This is a genomic window from Aliiruegeria haliotis, assembly GCF_003003255.1.
In the GTDB taxonomy this organism is placed as follows: domain Bacteria; phylum Pseudomonadota; class Alphaproteobacteria; order Rhodobacterales; family Rhodobacteraceae; genus Tropicimonas; species Tropicimonas haliotis.
Map to the genome: position 1 here is coordinate 972,278 of NZ_PVTD01000001.1, position 19,589 is coordinate 991,866.

The window sequence follows — 19,589 nt, forward strand, 5'->3', positions numbered from 1 at the left end:
CTGACCTAGCCATACACTGGCCAAAATGGAGCATTCCTCTTCGCAAGCTGTCGATCGGCTTGGCAAGGGCACACTGAGCCTACTTCTCGAACTTCTCCAGAATGATAAAGGACTGACGGCGTGTGTGTTCTCTGCCGCCATTGCCTGGACCTTGTTTGGTATGCGGTTCTTCCAGACGTTGGCATCCGCCCGCTGCGGGCTCGCTGTTCTACGTGTCAGGTGTTGCTCTTGATATGCGACGTACCGGTCGGCGAACGTCATGGTGTGATCGACGGGGAGGATGGCGCCGAGGGGAACCTTCGCCAGCGTCTCCTTGGCGTGATCCCGTACCTTTCGGGAGTTGACGTCCCCATGTCGACCGAACCTTTTTCGGGTTTTGCGGCCTTTCATTGCGCTTTGACACTGCACAGAGAACGGCTTCGTGCCTTTCGTGGTCACTGAGACGCCGAACCCTTCGAGCTCTCCGTCCTGTTGATATTGAGAGCGGTTGGGCAGCCCAAGAGAGTGGACGACTATGTCGGTCAGACTTGGAATGGTTCCCCGGAAAACTGCTTGGTTTTCCTCCACGATGCGAAGACCACCAGATGTTCGTCGGGAACTGAGAAAGGTCGGCGTACAACGCTAGATCACTGAACTCATTAACCATTTGTTCATTTGGTCAGTGCGAACACGATCTCAACTTGTTAACACTTGGGTAATCATTGTGATGTCTTGGGTTAACTGACCCTTGATCAATGAACACCCACAGGGGTCGGCGCCAAAAACGACGAGCGCCGCTGTCGCGAGGATCGGACGATGACCGACGATGGCTTCATGGACAAGAACAAGGTGATCTCCATGTGCGGGACCGCCGGTGCGCCGCGCGAGTTCCCGATCATGACCGAGCTTGAGACCTACTGGCGGTCGCTTCGCGGCAATCGGCTGGTGCCGTCGCGCGCGGACATCCAGCCGCGCCAGATCGGCACCAACCTCCGCTACGCCTTCGTTCTGGAGCGCCTTGCCCCGACGGTGGCGCGCTTTCGGCTTGCCGGGATGCACCTGAACCAGTTGCTGGGCATGGAGGTGCGGGGCATGCCGCTCACGTCCTTCTTCTTGCCCGATGCCCGCCAGCACGTGGGCGAGGCGCTGGACCTCGTGTTCACGGAGCCCGCCATTGCCCGATTCCGGCTGAAAGGCGACCGCGGGATCGGTAAACCTCCGCTGGAGGCACAGATGCTCCTGCTCCCGCTGAAAAGCGATATGGGAGAGGTCAGCCGTATCCTCGGGTGCCTTGCCACGCTCGGCCCGGTCGGGCGCACGCCGCGACGCTTCGACGTCGTCGATCGGGAGATCAAGCCGCTGCTGACCACGCCGAACACGGTCCGGGGCGATGGCGAGGGCTGGGATCTGCCGCCACCACCGCCCCCTGCCGCGAAGCCCCCCACCTCCATCCCAGGATTCGCGGAACATGCGACGGGCTATACACCGCCCGCGAAGGACGCCCGCCCGCCCCGCGTGGCGGATGGAGAGCGGCCGCGCCTTTACCTCGTGAAATCCGACGAGTGAGCCGCCCAGCCCGCGTCGAAGGTCGGCTGGGCCGCGAGCCGGCCTCCCGCCACCCGACGCCTGTTTCCGACATGGAAGGTCGCCTTTGACCATGCCCGGCATGTGCCCGCGCCAGAGGGTTGGGGAAAAGGTCCGGAGGCCCCCATGAAATCAACAACCCAGGTCTGTATCATCGGTGGCGGCGTCGTTGGTTGTTCCGTCCTCTACCACCTGACCAAGCTCGGCTGGTCAGACGTGCTCCTGCTGGAGCGTTCGGAGCTGACAAGCGGATCCACCTGGCACGCCGCGGGCGGCTTTCACACCCTCAACGGCGACACCAACATGGCAGCGCTTCAGGGCTATACCATCGGGCTTTACAAGGAGTTGGAAGAGATCACAGGCATGTCCTGCGGCCTGCACCATGTCGGCGGCATCACGCTCGCGGATACCCAGGAACGGTTCGACATGCTGAAGGCGGAACGGGCAAAGCACCGCTACATGGGATTGCACACCGAGATCCTGAGCCCGACCGAGATCCGGGACCGCGCCGAGTTGGTGAACATCGAGGGCATCGTCGGCGGCCTCTACGACCCGCTCGACGGGCACCTCGACCCTTCGGGCACCACGCATGCCTACGCCCGGGCCGCCCGCATGGCGGGCGCCGCGATCGAAACCCATTGCATGGTCCGAGAGACCAATCCCCGCCCCGATGGCAGTTGGGACGTTGTCACGGACAAGGGCACGATCCACGCCGAACACGTGGTCAATGCCGGCGGTCTCTGGGCGCGGGAGATCGGGGCGATGGCGGGGGTCTACCTGCCACTTCTGCCCATGGCGCACCAGTATATCGTGACCGACGACATCCCGGAAATTTACAACCGGGACAAGGAGTTCCCGCACGTTATTGATCCGGGCGGCGAAAGCTATCTTCGGCAGGAAGGGCGCGGGCTCTGCATCGGGTTCTACGAACAGCCATGCGAGGCCTGGTCGGTCGATGGCACACCCTGGGATTTCGGCCACGAGTTGCTGAACGACCAGTTCGAAAAGATCGAGGACAGCATCGCCTTCGCCTACCGCCGCTTTCCGGTTCTGGAGCGCGCCGGTGTGAAATCGGTGATCCACGGACCCTTCACTTTCGCACCAGATGGCAATCCATTGGTCGGCCCGGTGCCGGGGTTGCGCAACTACTGGTCCGCCTGCGCGGTGATGGCCGGATTCAGCCAGGGTGGCGGCGTCGGGCTGACCCTCGCGCAATGGATGATCGACGGCCAGCCGGACCAGAACACCTTCGCGCTCGACGTTGCCCGCTACGGCAAGTGGACGACGCCGGGCTACACCGTTCCCAAGGTGATCGAGAATTACCAGAACCGGTTTTCCGTCAGTTTCCCGAACGAGGAACTCCCTGCCGCGCGCCCCTTCCGCACGACGCAGATGTACGACATCTTCAAGGGCATGAACGCGGTCTTCGGTCAGCAATACGGGCTTGAGGTGGTCAACTACTTTGCCCTGCCCGGGGATGCGCCCTACGAAACACCGACCTTCCGACGTTCCAACGCCTGGGAAGCCGTCCGGCAGGAGGTCATGGCCGTCCGCGAGGCGGTGGGCATCAACGAGACCCAAAACTTCGGCAAGTTCCGGGTGACCGGGCCGAATGCCCGCGCCTGGCTGAACCGGATCATGGCGGGGCGTATTCCAACGCCCGGGCGGCTGTCGCTGACACCGATGCTGGAGCCATCCGGTCGTCTTGTCGGCGATTTCACCGTGTCCTGCCTTGCGGAGGGCGATTTCCAGCTCACCGCTTCCTATGGCAGCCAAGACTATCACCTGCGCTGGTTCGAACAGCATCTGGAAAGCCAGAGCGGGGTGCGAATCCGCAATGTCTCCGACCGCCGCACGGGATTTCAGATCGCCGGGCCGAACGCGCGGGAGCTGCTGAGCCGTGTCACACGAACGGATGTTTCGGCAGAGGCATTCCGCTTCATGGATGTGAAACGCATGACGATCGGAATGGCGGATTGCATCGTGCAGCGTGTCTCCTACACCGGGGACCTAGGCTACGAGATCTTCACCGCGCCGGAGAGCCAGCGCCACCTGTGGCATCGCCTGACAGTGGCCGGCAGCGACCTTGGCCTGCGGCCCTTCGGGATGCGGGCAATGATGTCGCTGCGGCTGGACAAGGGGTTTGGCTCATGGCTGCGCGAGTTCTCCCCCGACTACACAGCGGCTGAAACCGGGTTGGATCGCTTCATTTCCTGGAAGAAGCCGGACGATTTCATCGGCCGCGCGGCGGCAGAGGCCGAGCGGGCCTCCGGGCCGAAGCGGCGCCTGTGCACCTTCCTCGTCGAGGCCATCAACGCCGACGTGGTGGCCTACGAGCCGATCTGGCTCGACGGAGAGGTGGTCGGCTTCTGCACGTCCGGCGGGTTTTCCCACTATGCCAATAAATCCATCGCAATCGGATTCGTGCCGACAGAAAGGATCGAGGACGGCCTCAGGGTCGAGATCGAGATCCTGGGCGACATGCGCCCGGCAACACTCTACTCACAACCGCTGTTCGACGGGGACGGCGCAAGAATGCGCGGCTGAGATCTGTACGGGTGGCGTTGCAAGGCAGCCGCCATAAGAGCACCGGCACGCCGGGGACGGACGGCGAGCAGGACGCCCGCCCCCTGTGCGCCAAGCAGGCGTATCAGTGGAACCGACGGGCCCCGGCCTGCTTCGGCGGTGTTGGGTTAAGGTAGAGGCGACCATCCTCGGGTGACACCCGGCCAGCCTGCACGATCCCCGCGGGCGCGTGCCTCCGGTCGCCGGTCCCAAGCATGACCCGTACGAGTCGCCCGCCCTGTCCACGCGGACCGATGGAGAGCCAGTGCACGGCAGCCATGGCGCCCTGCCCGGCGAGGTGCATCCTGTCCCCCGGACGGAGCCGTTCGACCGGAATCCGGCCCTTGTCGGTATCGATGAACACTCCGACCGGAAGGGTCACACAGGGACCTTGCGGAGCCGTGCCATCTGCCGGCCGCGCTGCGGTCGGGGTGAATTCTGCTGCCATGCCTGCCTCGTCAGCCTCTGTTCTCGGGCCGTGTAGGTCGACCTTAGCGGGTCGGATTCCGGGTTGGCATCGCAGGGCCGGATCTGGCTGCATTTATCCACAGGGTGAGTCATATTTGGCACCCTTCGATTCAGAACCAACGAAGTGTAGCCCACCGGACTCATTGACAAAAAAATGAAAAATCCGGTCACCGCCGCATCCGTTTCCGGCTTCACAAAAAAAGGGGGAGCGCGTCCGCTCCCCCTTTCGCCCCCCCACCGGGTGCCCCCACCCGGGCTGCATTCCTATTGCGCCAGCAACACCGCCTCGTGGCTCTTGAGCGTGCGACGGGCGGCAACGTAGTTCCCGAGCCCCTCGCGGGTGTTCAGCTCCGGGAAGATCTCCAGGATCTCCAGTCGCTGCGCATTGCCGATACCGTTCAGCGTGTAGTCGCCGGGCTGGAAACTCTCCGTCCAGGCGCCGTCGGCCAGAACGACCTCGTGCTGGTCGAACATGAAGTGGATGTAGGTCGTATTCAGCGCGTTCAGGCGCAGGATGGACTTGTGATCCACAAGGTGCTTGGCCGCGACCAGGACCTCATGCTCCTCGAAATAGAGCGAGGTTCGGTCGTTGGCGACCAGCATGCGGTGGTTCGGTGACACCATCATGTCCCGCTCCGGCAGACCGTCGCCCAACGAACCGGCCTTGATCAGGACGGGTTGCAGGTGCGGAACCTGCGCCAGCTTGCCGTGATCGAGGTTCTTCTGGCCGTACCAGCGGATCTCCTGAATCCCGTTGTCGCGGGTTATGATCTTGTCGCCAACACACAACTCCTCCACCGGCTTCTCGCCGCGCGGCGTCGCGATGCGGGTTCCCGGCGTGAAGCACGGAATGATGCTCTCGATTTCCGAGAACTCGGCCTCCCCGATGACGTTTCCACCCGGCGCATCGAAGAAGGTGATCGTGCCGGATTCCGTGCTGGGGTCGTCGCCGGTCCAGTTGACCTTCAGCGGTCCGCCGTATCCCGACAGGTCGATCGTATCGAAATCGTTGCCCGACTCACCGCCGCGGATGATGTCGCCGGTGATGCCGAAGGGGTTCGGCGTACTGGCCGGCCCGACACCGGTGAAGGTGTCCTGATCGGCTCCACCGAACGCGACGTCGATATCGTCATCACTCCCCAGGTCGATCTGATCGTTTCCGGCATCGCCAAAGACAACGTCACTGCCCTCCCCGGCTTCGATGATGTCATCGCCCGGGTCGGTGTTGATGTCATCGGGCGCGTCGGCATCACCGCCAGCGATCACGTCATTGCCGGCACCGCCAATCAGGGTGTCGTTGCCGAGCCCGCCGACAATCGTGTCATCGCCGATACCGCCATCAAGCCTGTCGTCGCCCAGTTCGCCGCGAAGTTCGTCATCGCCGTCCTCGCCGATGATCGCATCGTTGCCCTCCTCGCCGACCAGCAAGTCGTTCCCGGAGCCGCCTTCGATCGTATCGTCCCCGGCTCCACCAAAGACAAAGTCGTTGCCGATGCCGGACTGGATCGTGTCCCGCCCCTCGTAGCCGAGCACAACATCGTCATTTCCACCGAGCCCCGGCAGTGACGATCCGTCATCGATCTGGTCGCCGTCTACATCGACGAAAGTACCGTCCATGGCGTCGTCGCCATTGGTGCCGTCGACCACGCCGGGAGTCGGAACGATCGGTGGATCCTGGACATCCTGAACGCTGCGCGGGCTTGGCGCAGGCGGAACCGGATCGGGCTCCGGAATGACGTAGGTGATTTCCTCGACATTCTCGAACGTCGCCTGGCTGACCGGCTCGTCGCTGGCGAAATCGAGGAAGTTCACCGTGCCGGATGTCTTGGTCGCGTCGTCGAATTCGATGATCGCGGGACCGGACAGAACCATGGTGTCATGGCCGTCGCCGCCGTCCACATGATCCCCGGAATCGACATCGACAAATAGGTCCTCGCCATCGCCGCCGTCCTGGTGATCGCCTCCTTCGCCACCAACGATGACGTCGTCGCCTTCACCGCCAGCGATCATGTCGTCACCTTCGCCGCCAAAGATGATGTCGCCGTCAGCGCCACCGTCGATGCTGTCGTCGCCGCTGCCGCCGCCGATCAGGTCGCGGCCGGTTCCGCCGTCGATCGTGTCGTCGCCCGCGCCGCCGGCGATCAGGTCCGTATCGGCCCCACCATCGAGCGTGTCATCGCCTTGACGCCCGAGCAGCACATCTTCGCCGTCGCCACCGTAGAGCGTATCCTCGTCGATCCCACCATCGATCAGGTCGTCCCCGCCATCGCCGTAGATCGTGTCGTCGTCGTCCTGACCGTAGATCTCGTCGTCACCGTCACCGCCGTGGATGACATCCATGCCGTTGTTCTGCACCGGATCCGGGCCGAGCGGGTTGGAGCCATCGTCGGGGATGTTCAGCGGATCGAGATCGGGGTTCGGACCCAGACCACCATAGATCAGGTCGTCGCCCTTGCCGCCACTGATCTCGTCGGAGCCTTCGCCACCAATGATCGTGTCGTCGCCATCGCCACCGAGGACGGTGTCCGCGTCGATCCCGGCGTCGATGATGTCGTCGCCTTCACCGCCATCCACAAAGTCGGCATCGTCGCCGGTCGAAACCACGTCGTCACCGGAACCGGCATAGACCACGTCCTTGTCGTTGTTTGGATCGACATCGCCCGGCACGGCCGGAAGCACGCCGTAGCCGGGGAAGTCCAGATCGGTCCAGGGCGCGCTGCCGGAGGTGTCGATCACGTCATCGCCGGACCCGCCATACACCGTATCTGAGCCGTCGCCGCCGGTGATCGTGTCGTCGCCCCCCTCACCGAAGATCGTGTCGTCACCGGCACCACCGTCGAGCGTGTCATCGCCTACGGCGCTGTCGTCAATCGGCGGCGTAGAGCCGTAGTCGACATGGGCATTGTCGAACCGCGCGCCGGATTCGCCGAGGTCCACCTTGATCAGGACGTCGTTGAAGTCCTGATCCCCCTGGTTGAACATGTCCTCGAAAGCGACCGTCACCGCGCCGGTGTCGGGATCGATTTCCCAGAGCTTCGTATGCTCCACGCCATCGGAGTTCAGATCGACATTGTCGCCATAGCCCGACGACACGAAGGTGCCGTCCGGGCTGATGATCCCGACCCCGACGATGCAGCCGGGTTCGACGTCGTAGTCCCACGAATGGGGCGGCTGCACATCGAAGATGCTCTCCGTCAGCACCTCAAGGTTGCCGATCTCGCCGGTTTCGGGATCGATCGTATAGGCGAAAATGCCGTTCGGGTAAGAGACCGTGTAGCCGTAGACCAGCGTGATTTCGACCGCGCTGTTCTCGCCGAAATTGCTGTCGCCGTAGATCGTGTCGTCGCCTTCTCCGCCCAACACGGTGTCGTCACCGGCGCCGGCAAGGACGATATCGTCCTGCGGACCCTCGCCGGGCAGGATGGCATCGTTGTTGTCGATCCGGTCGCCCTGCGGGTCGCCGGCATAGGCAATGTCGATCACGTCGTTGTCGTCGGTGCCCTGAACATAGCCGTCAGGGCCACAGCCCTCGTCGCCGTCGTCGTCGCAAGGCTCGCAGGGATCATCGAGATCGATGTCGTAGCACAGGTTATCAATGGCTCCGGAGCCGCACAGCACGACCTCCATTGAGCAGACCCCCTCGATGCCGATATCGACCGAGGCCTGGCCATTGTCGCCGGTCACGGGAACCGCTACCTCGCCGAGCAGATTGCCATCGGCGTCGTAGCACAGGACTTTGCCGGCCTCCTCGATATCCAGCACATCAAGGCTTTTTACGTCCGACGGTTCGTCGAATTCAAAGAGGAAGCTCCCACCCCCGGAATTGTCGTCCGGATCGGAGCTGTCGCCGTCCTCGGAAATGATCAACACGTTGCAGAGGTTGTCGGTGGCCAGATCATCGTCGCCGCCGGTCGGATTGGCGGTATCGAACACCATGACCGGCTTTCCCGATGATCCGGAGGAAATCGTCACGCCCTTGGACTGGTATTGATCGGTGACGACATCTCCTGTTGCCAGCTCGTCGAATGTCAAAAGTACGTTGATCATCGCCGCCTCCTAATGGGTCCGCCGCGGGGCCGCGGCATAACCGACCCGGGACTAGTTTCACAAAACACTTGCCCAGCACCTATTGCCCGCAGACGAGACCAGCCCCGGCGTGCGCCGGTGAGCGTGGATCCTGTCGTCCTTGTGGTTGCCATGTGGCGGCATCCCCTGCAGCGGTTTCGATCACGAGGAGCAATGACGCGACCACCAAGCGGCTCGCACACGCGCCTTGCCAGAAGCTGAGGGAAGAAGAGGTGACCACAAGGTGGTCGTCATGCACCCGCGTCCGTCGAAACCTTTCGGTTTCGACGGCGGGTTGCAACGTACCCAACGCACTCGTACTCGCACGAGCGCCGCACCATATCTTCATCCATAACAAACAGCGTTACGGCATTGTGTGCGGCCGCCCCCGTGGCCCACAGACATCGCCCCCCAGTTGGGCAAGAACAGGTATACCGCGCCGAAACCGATCCAAGGAAGCGAAAATTGTTCGAAAAAGGGCGGTGACATGGCAGAAGCGCTCAATCGCGCCCGATTTGTTAACGACGATTGCGAAATACCCTCAGGTCATTGTTTCCACTTGAGAACCTTTCGGCGCAGAGAGTTACGCTGGGTTAATTTTCCAGAGGATCAACGATTGCTAACAATGGGAAAATTGCGCGACCATCGGTAGATCGATAGCGCCGACGAATTCGTTTCGATTTCGTGGACAATCTGCGGTGCCTGTCTCCGCAGGCCCGCGTTAACCGCTTGTCCGAAAATGGCAGAAATGTGGCGCGACTCCGGTTCTCAATCCTGCACCAATCCGGAAGATTCCCGGAAAATTGTCCGGAACCGCGGACCGAATCTGCCCGGCACAGACCCGAATCAGCAAAAGCTACGCGAGTGCTGTCACAAGCTCGGTCCCTGCCGGCGTGTCGACACTCGGCAACCATGGCTTCATGTCGATGAGCGGAGTCATGTCGAAGCAGTCGATGGCGTCGATCCCGATCATTCCGGCTGCCGGATCGAGGGACGTGATCGTCACGGCCGACATGGCCACCGGGTTCGGACGGTTTGGGGAGCGCAGCGCGAAGGTCCCGCGCGGCGCCTGCACATGGCGGGGCATTTGCTGGATCAGGTCGCGCCGCGCCTGGTTCATCCAGTAGAGCAGCATCACAGGCTGGCCTACCCGCAGCCCGGTCAGACCGTCCGCATATCCCTTTGCAAGGTCGATCCGCGCACCCTGCCCAGCTTCGCGCGCTTTGCCGATGTTCTTGGGGCAGTCGCCGCGGCGCCAGGGTGTGCGGATTGTCCCGATAAAGGCGAGCGTGGCGTCGCCAGACTCCGCTGGGTCGAAATCGAGCAGTTTCTCGCCCTCGCGGATCGGAGGGATATCGCCGTGCACATCGCTCATGGGGGTCTCCTGCCTCTGGTCCCGAATCTCAGCGCGTTGAAGGCATGGGGTTCAGTGGCGGCAAAACTTCCGGAGAATCCGTCTCCAGCACCGCCGCGCGCAACTCGTCAAAAGCCCGGTCAAGTGCGCCCCAATCCTCCAACGTTTCCGTTGTGCCGTACCGCGCGCGGCCGATCCCGGCAAGTGGCGCCTCCAGCCGATCGACACTTGCCGCCCCGCTGACGACCTTCCAACGGGCGATGGCATCATGGGTTTTCGGGAGATCCCTGGCACGGAGGGCCGATTGGACCATTTCGGCAGCGTGCGCCTCGCTGGCCAACCACGCGGCCTGCCGCCGACGCTGCCACGAGCGGATCGGAGGCAGAACGTATCGCCAGAGCGCCCAGATGATCCCGCAAAGAACACACAAGGCACCGATGAGAACAGCGAGTTGCCGCGAGGTGAGCCTCGGTTCTGCCTTCGGAGCGGGACCGTCGACCTCAAGGGTGATCCCGGGCACTGTCGCTGTCTCCAGCTTTCCCGCCGCTACGTTGAACCATTCCAGCGCCACCTCGGGCAGATCGACGGTGCCACCATATTGCGCGACATAGGTCACGCTTTCCTGTCGCTGGCCAGAGAGTTCGCCGCGGTCCTCGCTCTCGGACACCGCCGGTTCCTTCGGATAGGCCTGTACCGGATCGGCCTGGAGCACGGGGATCATCGGCGGCAGGAAGAGCGGCGACGTGCCCTCGATCCGGGCCACGATGGTGCGGGTGACCGCATCCCCCGGCGCAAGAACGCCCTCCCCGCCTTCAAGGGTCTGTTCCAGCGTCAAACCGCTGGCGAGGATCATGGGATCAAGTCCTTCGGCCCCGTCCGGCACACTGGCCGTGAAAGAAACGGCGTCGACCGGCGCATCCACCTCGATGGGCTGGGTCGTCTCCGGATCGGCATAGGTCAGCCCGATCACCTGCGTGGGCAGCGAAACCACGCCCGGCACCATCGGGTAGAGCCGGTAAGCGCGGGACACGCCGGACCATGTCTCTCCCTCAACGTTTTCGCTGACAGGGCCGGAGCCACGCTCCGGCAACCGCACAATCACGTTCGGAGCCTCCATCGAAGGAAAAACCGGCGGTTGCGGCATCCAGGTCGGCACAAGCACCGTCACACGCAGCACCACCGGCTGACCGACAGCCACGGTCTCCGGCTCGACCGTGGTCCGAACAATATACGCCGGGGCATCTGCCTGCTCAGAGGTCGTGCCGTCCTGCGCCGATACCGGCCCGCCAAGGCCTACCAGAAGCATGAGGGCAATCGCCAGCTGTCTCATTCGGAGCCTCCAGCGCTTTCCTGCAGAAACCGTGTTCGCAGGAAATCCCCCATATCGGTATCAACCGATCGCATCCATTGATCCGCCGTCGTGAAGGCTGGCACGTCATCCTTCTCGGAATACTCCTTCACGGTTTCCTCGCCACGCGCGGCCTCGTTGTCGAAGACGACGTCGTCCGCACCGATACCGCCCTGCTCGCCGGTGTCGCCCGCCTCTCGTGTTGCCTCCACATAGTCGAGGATCGCCTTCGTCACTTCGAGGTTCCAGGCGGCCTCCGGAAAATCGGGCTGAAGTTCCAGCGCCCGTTCATAGGCGGCAATCGCCGGCCGGTATTCGCGGTTTCGGGTCCGGGCCATGCCTTCGCCGAAGGCCGCCGCGGCGGTGTCGAGCCGCGAATACACATCCGCCGCTTCCGGGTATTGCCCTGCCCGGAACATCGACAGCGCACGCCACATCGGATCCAGAAAGACCTCGCCCGCTGCGCGGAAGTCCTTGCCGCGATAGGCCATCATGCCCTGCTGATCCGGCGTGAAGAACCAGTCGATCACATCCGCCCGCGCGGCGCTGGGGTGCAGTCCCGCCGCCAGCGCAAACGCGAGCGCCCATCGCACGCTCCATCCGCGCCGGAACCAGATCAGAACCAGCGGCATTGCCAGCCAGCCCAGCATCCAGCCACGGTCGTCCCAGTCGAGCCGTTCGTCGCCCAGTAGGGCCGCGCGATAGGCGGAAGCAGCGGCGGCCTCGATCCGGTCGATGTCGGAATCGTCGGCGCTCAGCTGAATGACCTCTGCACCCGCAACCTGGTCGAGCGCGCCGGTGGGACTGCCGGCGGGCGCCGCCACGAGGAAGATCACCGGCGCATCGCCCTCACCCTGCGGGGCAAAAGCCGCGGCGTCGGCCGCATTCAACTCGTCGAGCACGAAGAGGATCGCGCCCGGGGTCTCGGATTTCGCTAATTCCGCGCGCGCCAGTTCCAGCGCGGCAGTGGCATTGTCACCCTCGCCCGGCATGACCTCCGTCGAAAGGGCTTCGAGCATGGCCCGCAGGATATTCGGATCCTCGGTCAACGGGGCAACGCGATGGGCGGTGCTGCCGTAGGCGATCAGAGCCGTTCGCGCGCCCGCACGACGGTCCACGAGGTCGAGGATCTTGAACTTCGCCCGCTCCAGCCGATAGGGCGGCAGGTCCGGCGCCTCCATCGAGGGGCTGACCTCCAGAGCGACAACCAGCGGGGCCGTCTGCGCCAGCAGGGGGTTCGGCACCCGGCTCCAGGTCGACCCCGAAGCCGCGAGCGCAAGCAGGAGCAGCGCCAGACAGACAAGGTCGATCACCTCGACCCGGCGGGCATCGCCGTCCCCCACTGTCAACGCCTCTGCCAAATGTGGCGCGATCCCGTCCGGTGCAGTTTCGCCCGCATCGGTCCGCTTTCGGACCCGCCACCACAACAGGCCGATGAGCGGTACAGCCAGCAGCCACCAGGGTCGCAGCAGGTGCAGTGCGCCGAGGGCATCGAGGACCGCATCCATCACGCGACCCTCCGCGAACTCAGGTGCAGCCACCAGGTGGTCAGCAACCCGATCAGGACCGCCAGCCCGAAGGGCAGCTTGTGCATCGGCTGCTTTGGCTGAAAACTCACACTCTCGGTGATGCGCGGGTTGAGGCGCTCGATCTCGTCATAGATCTTCTGAAGGCCTTCGCCATCGCTGGCATAGTAGAACGCGCCTCCGGCCCGGGCTGCGATATCTTCCAGCGCGCGCAGATCCACCTTGTCGGCCCCATCGGCCTTCGGGTCGCCAACGCCGATCGTGTGGATCGTCACGCCGCGTTGGGCAGCGATCTCGGCCGCGTTGACCGGGCTCATGCTGCTTGATGTATCCGCACCGTCGGACAACAGCACCAGGAGACGCTGATCGACCTCCGAGGTTTCGAAGGTGCGAATGGCAAGCCCGATCGCATCCCCGATGGCCGTATCCACCCCGGCCATGCCCACCGTCGTGCTGTCGAGCAGGTCGCGCACGGACTCGAGGTCTTCGGTGAAGGGCGTCTGAACGAAGGCGCGGGTTCCAAAGACAATGAGCGCCACCCTGTCGCCGTCGCGTTCCTCGATGAAGTCACCGACGACGTCCTTGACCACCTGAAGCCGCTGTTGCCGCTCGCCGGTTGCGTCCGGCATGTCGCGCGCATCCATCGAGCCGGAGATGTCCACGGCCAGCGCGAGGTCCCGCGCGGCCTTTTCCACAACCTGCTTCTGCCCGAGAAGCTCTGGCCGGGCGAGGCCCAGAACCAGCAGGCACCAGCACAGTGCCGCTGCAATCACCTGGATCCGTCGACGCCGCAGCACCACCGAACCGTCGCGGGGTTCCAGCCCGGCGGCTTCCGTGATCTGTCGAAAAAAGGGAACGCGGATTGCCGTGCTCCGGTGCCGGTGCGGCGGCGCAAAACGCCAGACCAGCAGCGGCAGGGGCAGCAGCAGGAGCGCCCAGGGGAAGGCCAGCGCGAGCGTCATGTCCGATCCTCCCGCCTGTGCCCACGCACCCACCCCCGCGCGAGACGGGCAAGATCCGGAGATCCCGGCTGGGGGCTGTAGGGCGCACGGGTCAGCAAGGTACCAAGCTCCGTGGAGAACCCGCCCGAAGACGTCGCATCAAGGAACGCCAGCCAGTCAGGCCCGACAAGGCTCGCGACTTCGGCCCGGGGAAAGGCCGCAAGGGCAGTCCGGCGCAGCACGGCCGCGATGGCGGCAGGATCCTCGCCCGCGGCCTCCAGTTCAGCAAGGGCCGCACGCCGGTAGGCATTCGCCTGCCAGCGGCGCCAGAGAATGTGCGCGCCCCAGCCAAGCAACCCCAGCACCGCAAGCCCGAGCCAGATCCAGGCATCCGTCGCGGGCCACATGGAGATAGGCTCCGGCTCGGGGATGGGCTTGAGCAGGTCCAGCAACGCCACGAGGTCGAGCCCCTCGGTGTCCGGAAGGGTGGCTGGATCGGCCATCAGCGCGCGCCCCTCACGCCCATCAGGTCCATGATTTGCGGAAGCGTTTCCCTGTCGCAGGTCAGTGGCAGAACCGGGATGCCATATTTCCGCGTCCATCCGATGGCCCGCCCAAGGCGTGCACTCACGATCTCCTGCACCGATCTGGTCGTCGCGGTCTCCCGCCCGTCCAGTTCCACCTGAAGATCCCCGTCGGAGGCCACGATGCGAAAATCGTCGGGCAGTTTCAGACCCGTCGGGTCGGTGATCGGAAAAAGGATCACGTCGTTGTGCAGTGAAAGCTGCCGGATCAGCCGCTCCGTCCGGTCGTCGGTTTCCGCGAAATCGCTGAAGACGAGGATGAGCATCCCCGTTGTCGCGATCCGCGCGGCGGCCTCCAGCGGATCGTTGAGGGACAAGGTGCGGGCAACGGTGCGCTCGGCATTGAGTGCGCTGTTGGCGCCCGCGATCACGGAGAGCAATCGGTTCAGCGCGGCATTGCTGGCCTTTGGCCGCAACTCGGCAATATGGTCATCGGTGAAGACGATCCCGCCCACCCGGTCGCCTTGCGCGCGGATGCGGAAGGCGGCAAGGGCGGCGGCCTCGGCCGCCGTCACGGATTTCATATTCATTTGCGTCCCGTAGAACATGGTCATCCGCTGATCGACCAACAGCAGCGCAGGGCGGTCCCGTTCTTCGGTGTAGACCCGGACATACGGCTCCCCGGTGCGCGCGGTCACTTTCCAGTCGATGGTGCGGGGATCGTCACCGACCTGGTAGTTGCGCAACTCCTCGAAATTCAGCCCCCTGCCCCGCAGCCGCGAGGCATGGCGCCCGTTCAACGCCGAGCGGGCGGGTTGGCGCGGGAGAAACGAGATATTGCGCGCGCCGCCCGCAAGACGGCGCAGATGCGCAAGATCGACGTGGATCCGCGGATCGGATGTGCCCTTCGCGACCATGGGCGCGACCTCAGGGCAAGGCGACCAGCGAGACGATCTCGTCGATCACCCTGTCTATGGAAACCGCGTCGCCCTGTGCCTCGTAGGAGAGCGCAATTCGGTGGCGGAAGACGTCGTGGACGATCGCGCGCACGTCCGCCGGGTCCACATAGTCGCGTCCCTTCAGCCAAGCATGCGCCCGGGCGCATTTGTCCAGCGCAAGGCTGCCTCGCGGCGAAGAACCGATTTCGATCCAGCGTGCCAGATCCTCCGAAAGCGCCTCCGGCGTCCGTGTCGCCTGCACGAGATCGGCCATGTAGCGGTCCATTGCATCGGCCACGTGCAGCCGCGAAATCTCGGCCCGGGCGTCGAAAACGGCCTGCTGCGGGATCACGGGTGGCGTGTCGCCCTCCGCCCCCGAAAGGGCGCCCTGTTCCTCGCCTCGCACCAGCCGGATCACCTCCACCTCGTCCTCGACCGGCGGATAGAGCACCTGAACATGCATCAGGAAGCGATCCATCTGCGCCTCTGGCAGCGGATAGGTCCCCTCCTGTTCGATCGGGTTCTGGGTCGCCATCACGATGAACAGCGGCGGCATCTTGTGGGTGGTGCCGGCGACCGTGACCTGCCGCTCCTCCATCGCCTCCAGCAATGCGGCCTGGACCTTGGCCGGCGCCCGGTTGATCTCGTCCGCCAGCACGATATTGGCAAAGATCGGGCCGGCCTCGAACCGGAACTCGGCGCCATCGGCGGTCTGGTGGTAGACTTCCGTTCCGGTCACATCCGACGGCAGGAGATCGGGCGTGAACTGGATGCGGGAGAAATCCGCCTCGAGGTTCTTCGACATCGCCTTGACCGCCCGGGTCTTTGCCAGCCCGGGCAAGCCCTCGATCAGCAGGTTGCCATTGGCCAGGAGCCCGATGACAAGGCGTTCGATCACGTCTTTCTGACCAATGATCGACTGTCCCATCCGCTCCTGAAGAGCGATGATCTGTTCAACTGTGCTCATGCCCAAACCCTCGGGAATTACTCTACCGTTGCGGGAAAGATCGTGGACCAGTCCGTCGCCATGTCCGCGAAGACCCAGCCCCGATCCGGCCCCTCGTCCAGACCGCGGTTCAACACGCCGATATGCCCCTCCCGGTCATAGGCCCATTCCCGCTCCGCATCCGTGTGATGCACATAGAGCGCCAGCCCGGGTCCCTCGCCGGACGTGGTCCATTCCAGCATCTCGAAATCGCCGTCGGAATTGCCGCCGGCGAGGATGGGCCGCTTGCCGATGTGGTGGTTGATCGCCACCGGTTTGCCAGCCTTGTCGTCATTGAAGAACAGGTCTGGCATCTTCATCAGCGCGGGGCCGGCGTCGCCGACGACGTATTCGCTGACCAGCGACGAGCCCACGACCTGATTGACGTCGATCCCGTAGGCGTCCTCCGAGAACACGCGGATGAAATCGATACCGCCACCGGAGACGATGTACGTGGCGAAGCCTTCGTCGCGCAGGTAGCTCAGCAATTCCAGCATCGGCTGGTAGATCATCTCGTCATAGCGGCGTCCGGTCGTCGGATGGCGGGCCTCGTCGAGCCAGTCGGCGACGTTTTGTTTGAACTCGGACACGCTCATACCGGCATGCGCCGTGGCCAGGACCTCGAGCAATCCTTCCTTGCCGGAGGCGAGAATGCCCTCGACATCACCTTCGGCTGCTGCCTTGAGCGCGTCGGAGGTCAGGATCGCGGGATCAGCCTCCGCACGCTTCGCAACCTGATCGACGGCAAAGGCGATCTGGAAATAGACTGGTTGCTCTGCCCAGAGCGTTCCATCGTTGTCGAAAACCGCAATCCGGTCGGCCGGCGTCACGTAGCTGTCCGAAGCAGGGTCGGTCACAGCGTTGACGAAATCGATCACCGCCGACTTGCTCTGCCCTGCGTTCCAGGACGGCAGCGGGTCCGCAAGTACAACACCGGAGGAGAGCAGGAACGCGGCGGTTGTCAATGACTTGATAAACATGGGTTTCTCCGATTTACAGGCTCGGCGGCCAACTACGTTTTCAACGTAGCATACCTCTTCCAAAAGAAAACCTCTTCCCCCCAGACGCCAGCCATTGGCGTGCGCCCTGCCGAACAGGCCGCGCACAGGATGCCCGGACAAGACAGAAGCAAGTGGAGCACTTTCTTGTCTGCCCGGCGGCGACAACGGCCCGGCAATCCGAAACTTGTCGGCAAGGCGCGAAAACCGCACTGGCCGGGACCCGCCATCGCCACTAAGCTGCGGTCCAGCAACCATTTACGGAACACCTCGATGGCGCCCACGCATTTCTTGACGATACTTCTGATTGCCGCGACCGGCATGACCGACGCCGCGTTCTCGCAGGAGGCCAAGGACCCACCCGCCTATGTCGGCACCGACGCCTGTATCGACTGCCATACGGCGGAGTACGAGGATTGGACCGGCTCGCACCACGACCTCGCTTGGACAGAGCCGACCGGCGCGAACATCGTCGCGGACTTCGACAACACGTCGTTTACCCATCGTGGATTGACCAGTCGCTTCACCGAAGAGGACGGCACCTACTATATCGAAAGTGACGGGCCGGACGGGCAGATCACGAAATGGCCGGTTGCCGGCGTGATCGGAATCGAGCCGTTGCAGCAGTATTTCGTGGAAACCGAACCGGGGCGATATCAGAGCTTCGACGTGCCCTGGGACACGGTGGAGCAGACATGGTACCACATGTACCCCGATCAGCACCTTCCGGCGAGCGATGCGTTCCACTGGACCGGTCCCTACAAGACCTGGAACAACCGTTGCGCGGAGTGCCACGCAACCAACTACGAGCGCAACTACGATCCGCGCAATCGGCAGTATTCCAGTACCATGAGCGAGATCGGTGTCGGCTGCGAGGCCTGCCACGGGCCCGGGGCCGCGCACCTCGCCTGGGCGGAGACCGAGAGCCAGCCCGACGACTGGCCATGGGACGGGCTGTCGGACTTTGGCTTCACCATCGACTACGCCCCGGGCGACGCGGAGACCGAGATCCAGCAATGCGCCGCCTGCCACGCCCGTCGCGGTCCGTTTTTGGGCGGCTCACCCGTTCCGGGGACGCCGTTTCACGATGCCTATCGCCTCTCGCCGCTGCGGTCGCCGCATTATCACCCCGACGGACAGATCCTCGACGAGGTCTATGTCTACGGGTCCTTCCTGCAATCAACGATGTACCAGAAGGGCGTGGTCTGTTCCGACTGCCACGACGTGCACGCGGCCAAACACCACCTCGAAGGCAACGGCGTCTGTCTGACCTGCCACTCCCCTGCCGGAAACCCCGATTTCCCGAGCCTGAAGATCGCCGATTATGACACGCCGGAACACCATTTCCACGAGTCCGGCTCCGAGGGTGCCCAGTGCAAGGCCTGCCACATGATCGAACGCGACTACATGGGAATCGACGGTCGGCGGGACCATTCCTTCCGGGTGCCGCGCCCAGACCTGACGATCGCGACCGGCTCACCGAATGCCTGCACCGATTGTCACGCGACCGAGGGTCCCTACTGGGCGCAGGCCGAGCTTGAGAAACGTTTCCCGGAGTCCGAATACCGCGGCCCGCATTTTGCCACGACCTTCCACGCGGCCAATCAGGGCCAGGTCGATGTCTCCGCCAACCTGCTGGAGATCGCGATGGCAGAGACAATGCCGGGGATCGTGCGGGCGACGGCGATGGAACTGCTTCAGCCGTATCAATCCGCCGAGGTGGCCGATGCCGTAGTCCCGGCGCTGGAGGATGCCGATCCGATGGTGCGCGCCTATGCGCTTGCCTTGCAGCGGGCTGCGCCAGCCACGGAAATGGTGCCGCGACTGTTGCCTCTGCTTGAGGACCCGACACGGCTTGTCCGGATCGCGGCCGCACGGGAAATGCTGTCGGCGCCGATCGCCCGCCTGCCCGAGCAATACCAGCGTCCGTTGTCGGCGGCGACGTCGGAGTGGCAGAGCTCGCTGGCGGTGACCGCCGATTTCCCGGAAACCCACATCGTTCTGGGCGGGATCGGGCTGACGACCCGCAACATCGCCTCCGCACTCGCGTCCTTCCGGGAGGCCGTTCGGATCGACCCGCAGATGGCGCAGGCCTGGGTGATGATCGTGCGGCTGGAGGCGGCGACGGGCAACGAAGACGGTGCTCGTGCCGCCCTAGCGGAGGCGCTGGCTCAACTCCCCGACGATCCCGGGCTGCTTTCGCTTCAGGCCCAGCTTCCCTGACGGCGGCGGTTTCGACGCCAATCGGAAAACTCTGGATGCAACCGGAACACCGGGAGTCGCAATTGGCGCCCGCCGGGCCCGGATCGGGCTT

General features: G+C 63.9%; 13 protein-coding genes. 3 read left to right on the forward strand and 10 right to left on the reverse strand.

Features of this window, described 5'->3' with window-relative positions; genetic code table 11:
• The first annotated feature begins 795 nt into the window (after positions 1–795).
• Both CLV78_RS04415 and CLV78_RS04420 read left to right on the forward strand, forming a co-directional pair.
• Complete coding sequence (locus tag CLV78_RS04415) at positions 796–1,545, forward strand: PAS domain-containing protein (RefSeq protein ID WP_106203515.1); 750 nt, start codon at positions 796–798, stop codon at positions 1,543–1,545.
• Between the two features lie 144 nt (positions 1,546–1,689).
• Positions 1,690–4,110 carry a GcvT family protein gene (locus CLV78_RS04420; protein ID WP_106203516.1) on the forward strand — a complete coding sequence of 807 codons (2,421 nt, stop codon included), beginning with the start codon at positions 1,690–1,692 and terminating at the stop codon, positions 4,108–4,110.
• 103 nt (positions 4,111–4,213) lie between these two features.
• Here the strand turns inward: CLV78_RS04420 and CLV78_RS04425 are convergent, their stop codons facing one another.
• From CLV78_RS04425 to CLV78_RS04470, 10 genes are all read right to left on the reverse strand, one after another.
• Complete coding sequence (locus CLV78_RS04425; protein WP_106203517.1) at positions 4,214–4,576, reverse strand: hypothetical protein; 363 nt, start codon at positions 4,574–4,576, stop codon at positions 4,214–4,216.
• 284 nt (positions 4,577–4,860) lie between these two features.
• Entirely contained in the window at positions 4,861–8,643 is a 3,783-nt protein-coding gene (locus tag CLV78_RS04430; protein ID WP_106203518.1) for a Hint domain-containing protein, read from the reverse strand.
• A gap of 874 nt (positions 8,644–9,517) precedes the next feature.
• Positions 9,518–10,036 carry a TrmO family methyltransferase domain-containing protein gene (locus CLV78_RS04435; RefSeq protein ID WP_106203519.1) on the reverse strand — a complete coding sequence of 173 codons (519 nt, stop codon included), beginning with the start codon at positions 10,034–10,036 and terminating at the stop codon, positions 9,518–9,520.
• Positions 10,037–10,064: 28 nt separating this feature from the next.
• Positions 10,065–11,345, reverse strand: coding sequence for a BatD family protein (locus CLV78_RS04440; protein ID WP_106203520.1), 1,281 nt, complete (start codon positions 11,343–11,345; stop codon positions 10,065–10,067).
• Positions 11,342–12,871: a VWA domain-containing protein gene (locus CLV78_RS04445; RefSeq protein WP_106203521.1), complete on the reverse strand. Its 1,530-nt coding sequence runs from the start codon at positions 12,869–12,871 to the stop codon at positions 11,342–11,344. Before CLV78_RS04445 ends, CLV78_RS04440 begins: the two co-directional genes overlap by 4 nt.
• Positions 12,871–13,851 (reverse strand): VWA domain-containing protein, encoded by a 981-nt coding sequence (locus CLV78_RS04450; RefSeq protein WP_106203522.1) that lies wholly within the window; start codon positions 13,849–13,851, stop codon positions 12,871–12,873. Before CLV78_RS04450 ends, CLV78_RS04445 begins: the two co-directional genes overlap by 1 nt.
• Positions 13,848–14,333 (reverse strand): DUF4381 domain-containing protein, encoded by a 486-nt coding sequence (locus CLV78_RS04455; protein WP_106203523.1) that lies wholly within the window; start codon positions 14,331–14,333, stop codon positions 13,848–13,850. Before CLV78_RS04455 ends, CLV78_RS04450 begins: the two co-directional genes overlap by 4 nt.
• Entirely contained in the window at positions 14,333–15,271 is a 939-nt protein-coding gene (locus CLV78_RS04460) for a DUF58 domain-containing protein (protein WP_106203524.1), read from the reverse strand. Before CLV78_RS04460 ends, CLV78_RS04455 begins: the two co-directional genes overlap by 1 nt.
• A 10-nt stretch (positions 15,272–15,281) precedes the next feature.
• The gene (locus CLV78_RS04465) at positions 15,282–16,277 is read right to left on the reverse strand and encodes an AAA family ATPase (RefSeq protein WP_281261131.1); all 996 of its coding nucleotides are present in this window, start codon (positions 16,275–16,277) and stop codon (positions 15,282–15,284) included.
• Entirely contained in the window at positions 16,277–17,257 is a 981-nt protein-coding gene (locus CLV78_RS04470; protein WP_106203526.1) for an HAD family hydrolase, read from the reverse strand. Before CLV78_RS04470 ends, CLV78_RS04465 begins: the two co-directional genes overlap by 1 nt.
• 291 nt (positions 17,258–17,548) lie before the next feature.
• Here CLV78_RS04470 and CLV78_RS04475 point away from each other — a divergent pair, with 291 nt between their 5' ends.
• Entirely contained in the window at positions 17,549–19,498 is a 1,950-nt protein-coding gene (locus tag CLV78_RS04475; protein WP_106203527.1) for a tetratricopeptide repeat protein, read from the forward strand.
• Positions 19,499–19,589: the final 91 nt, after the last annotated feature.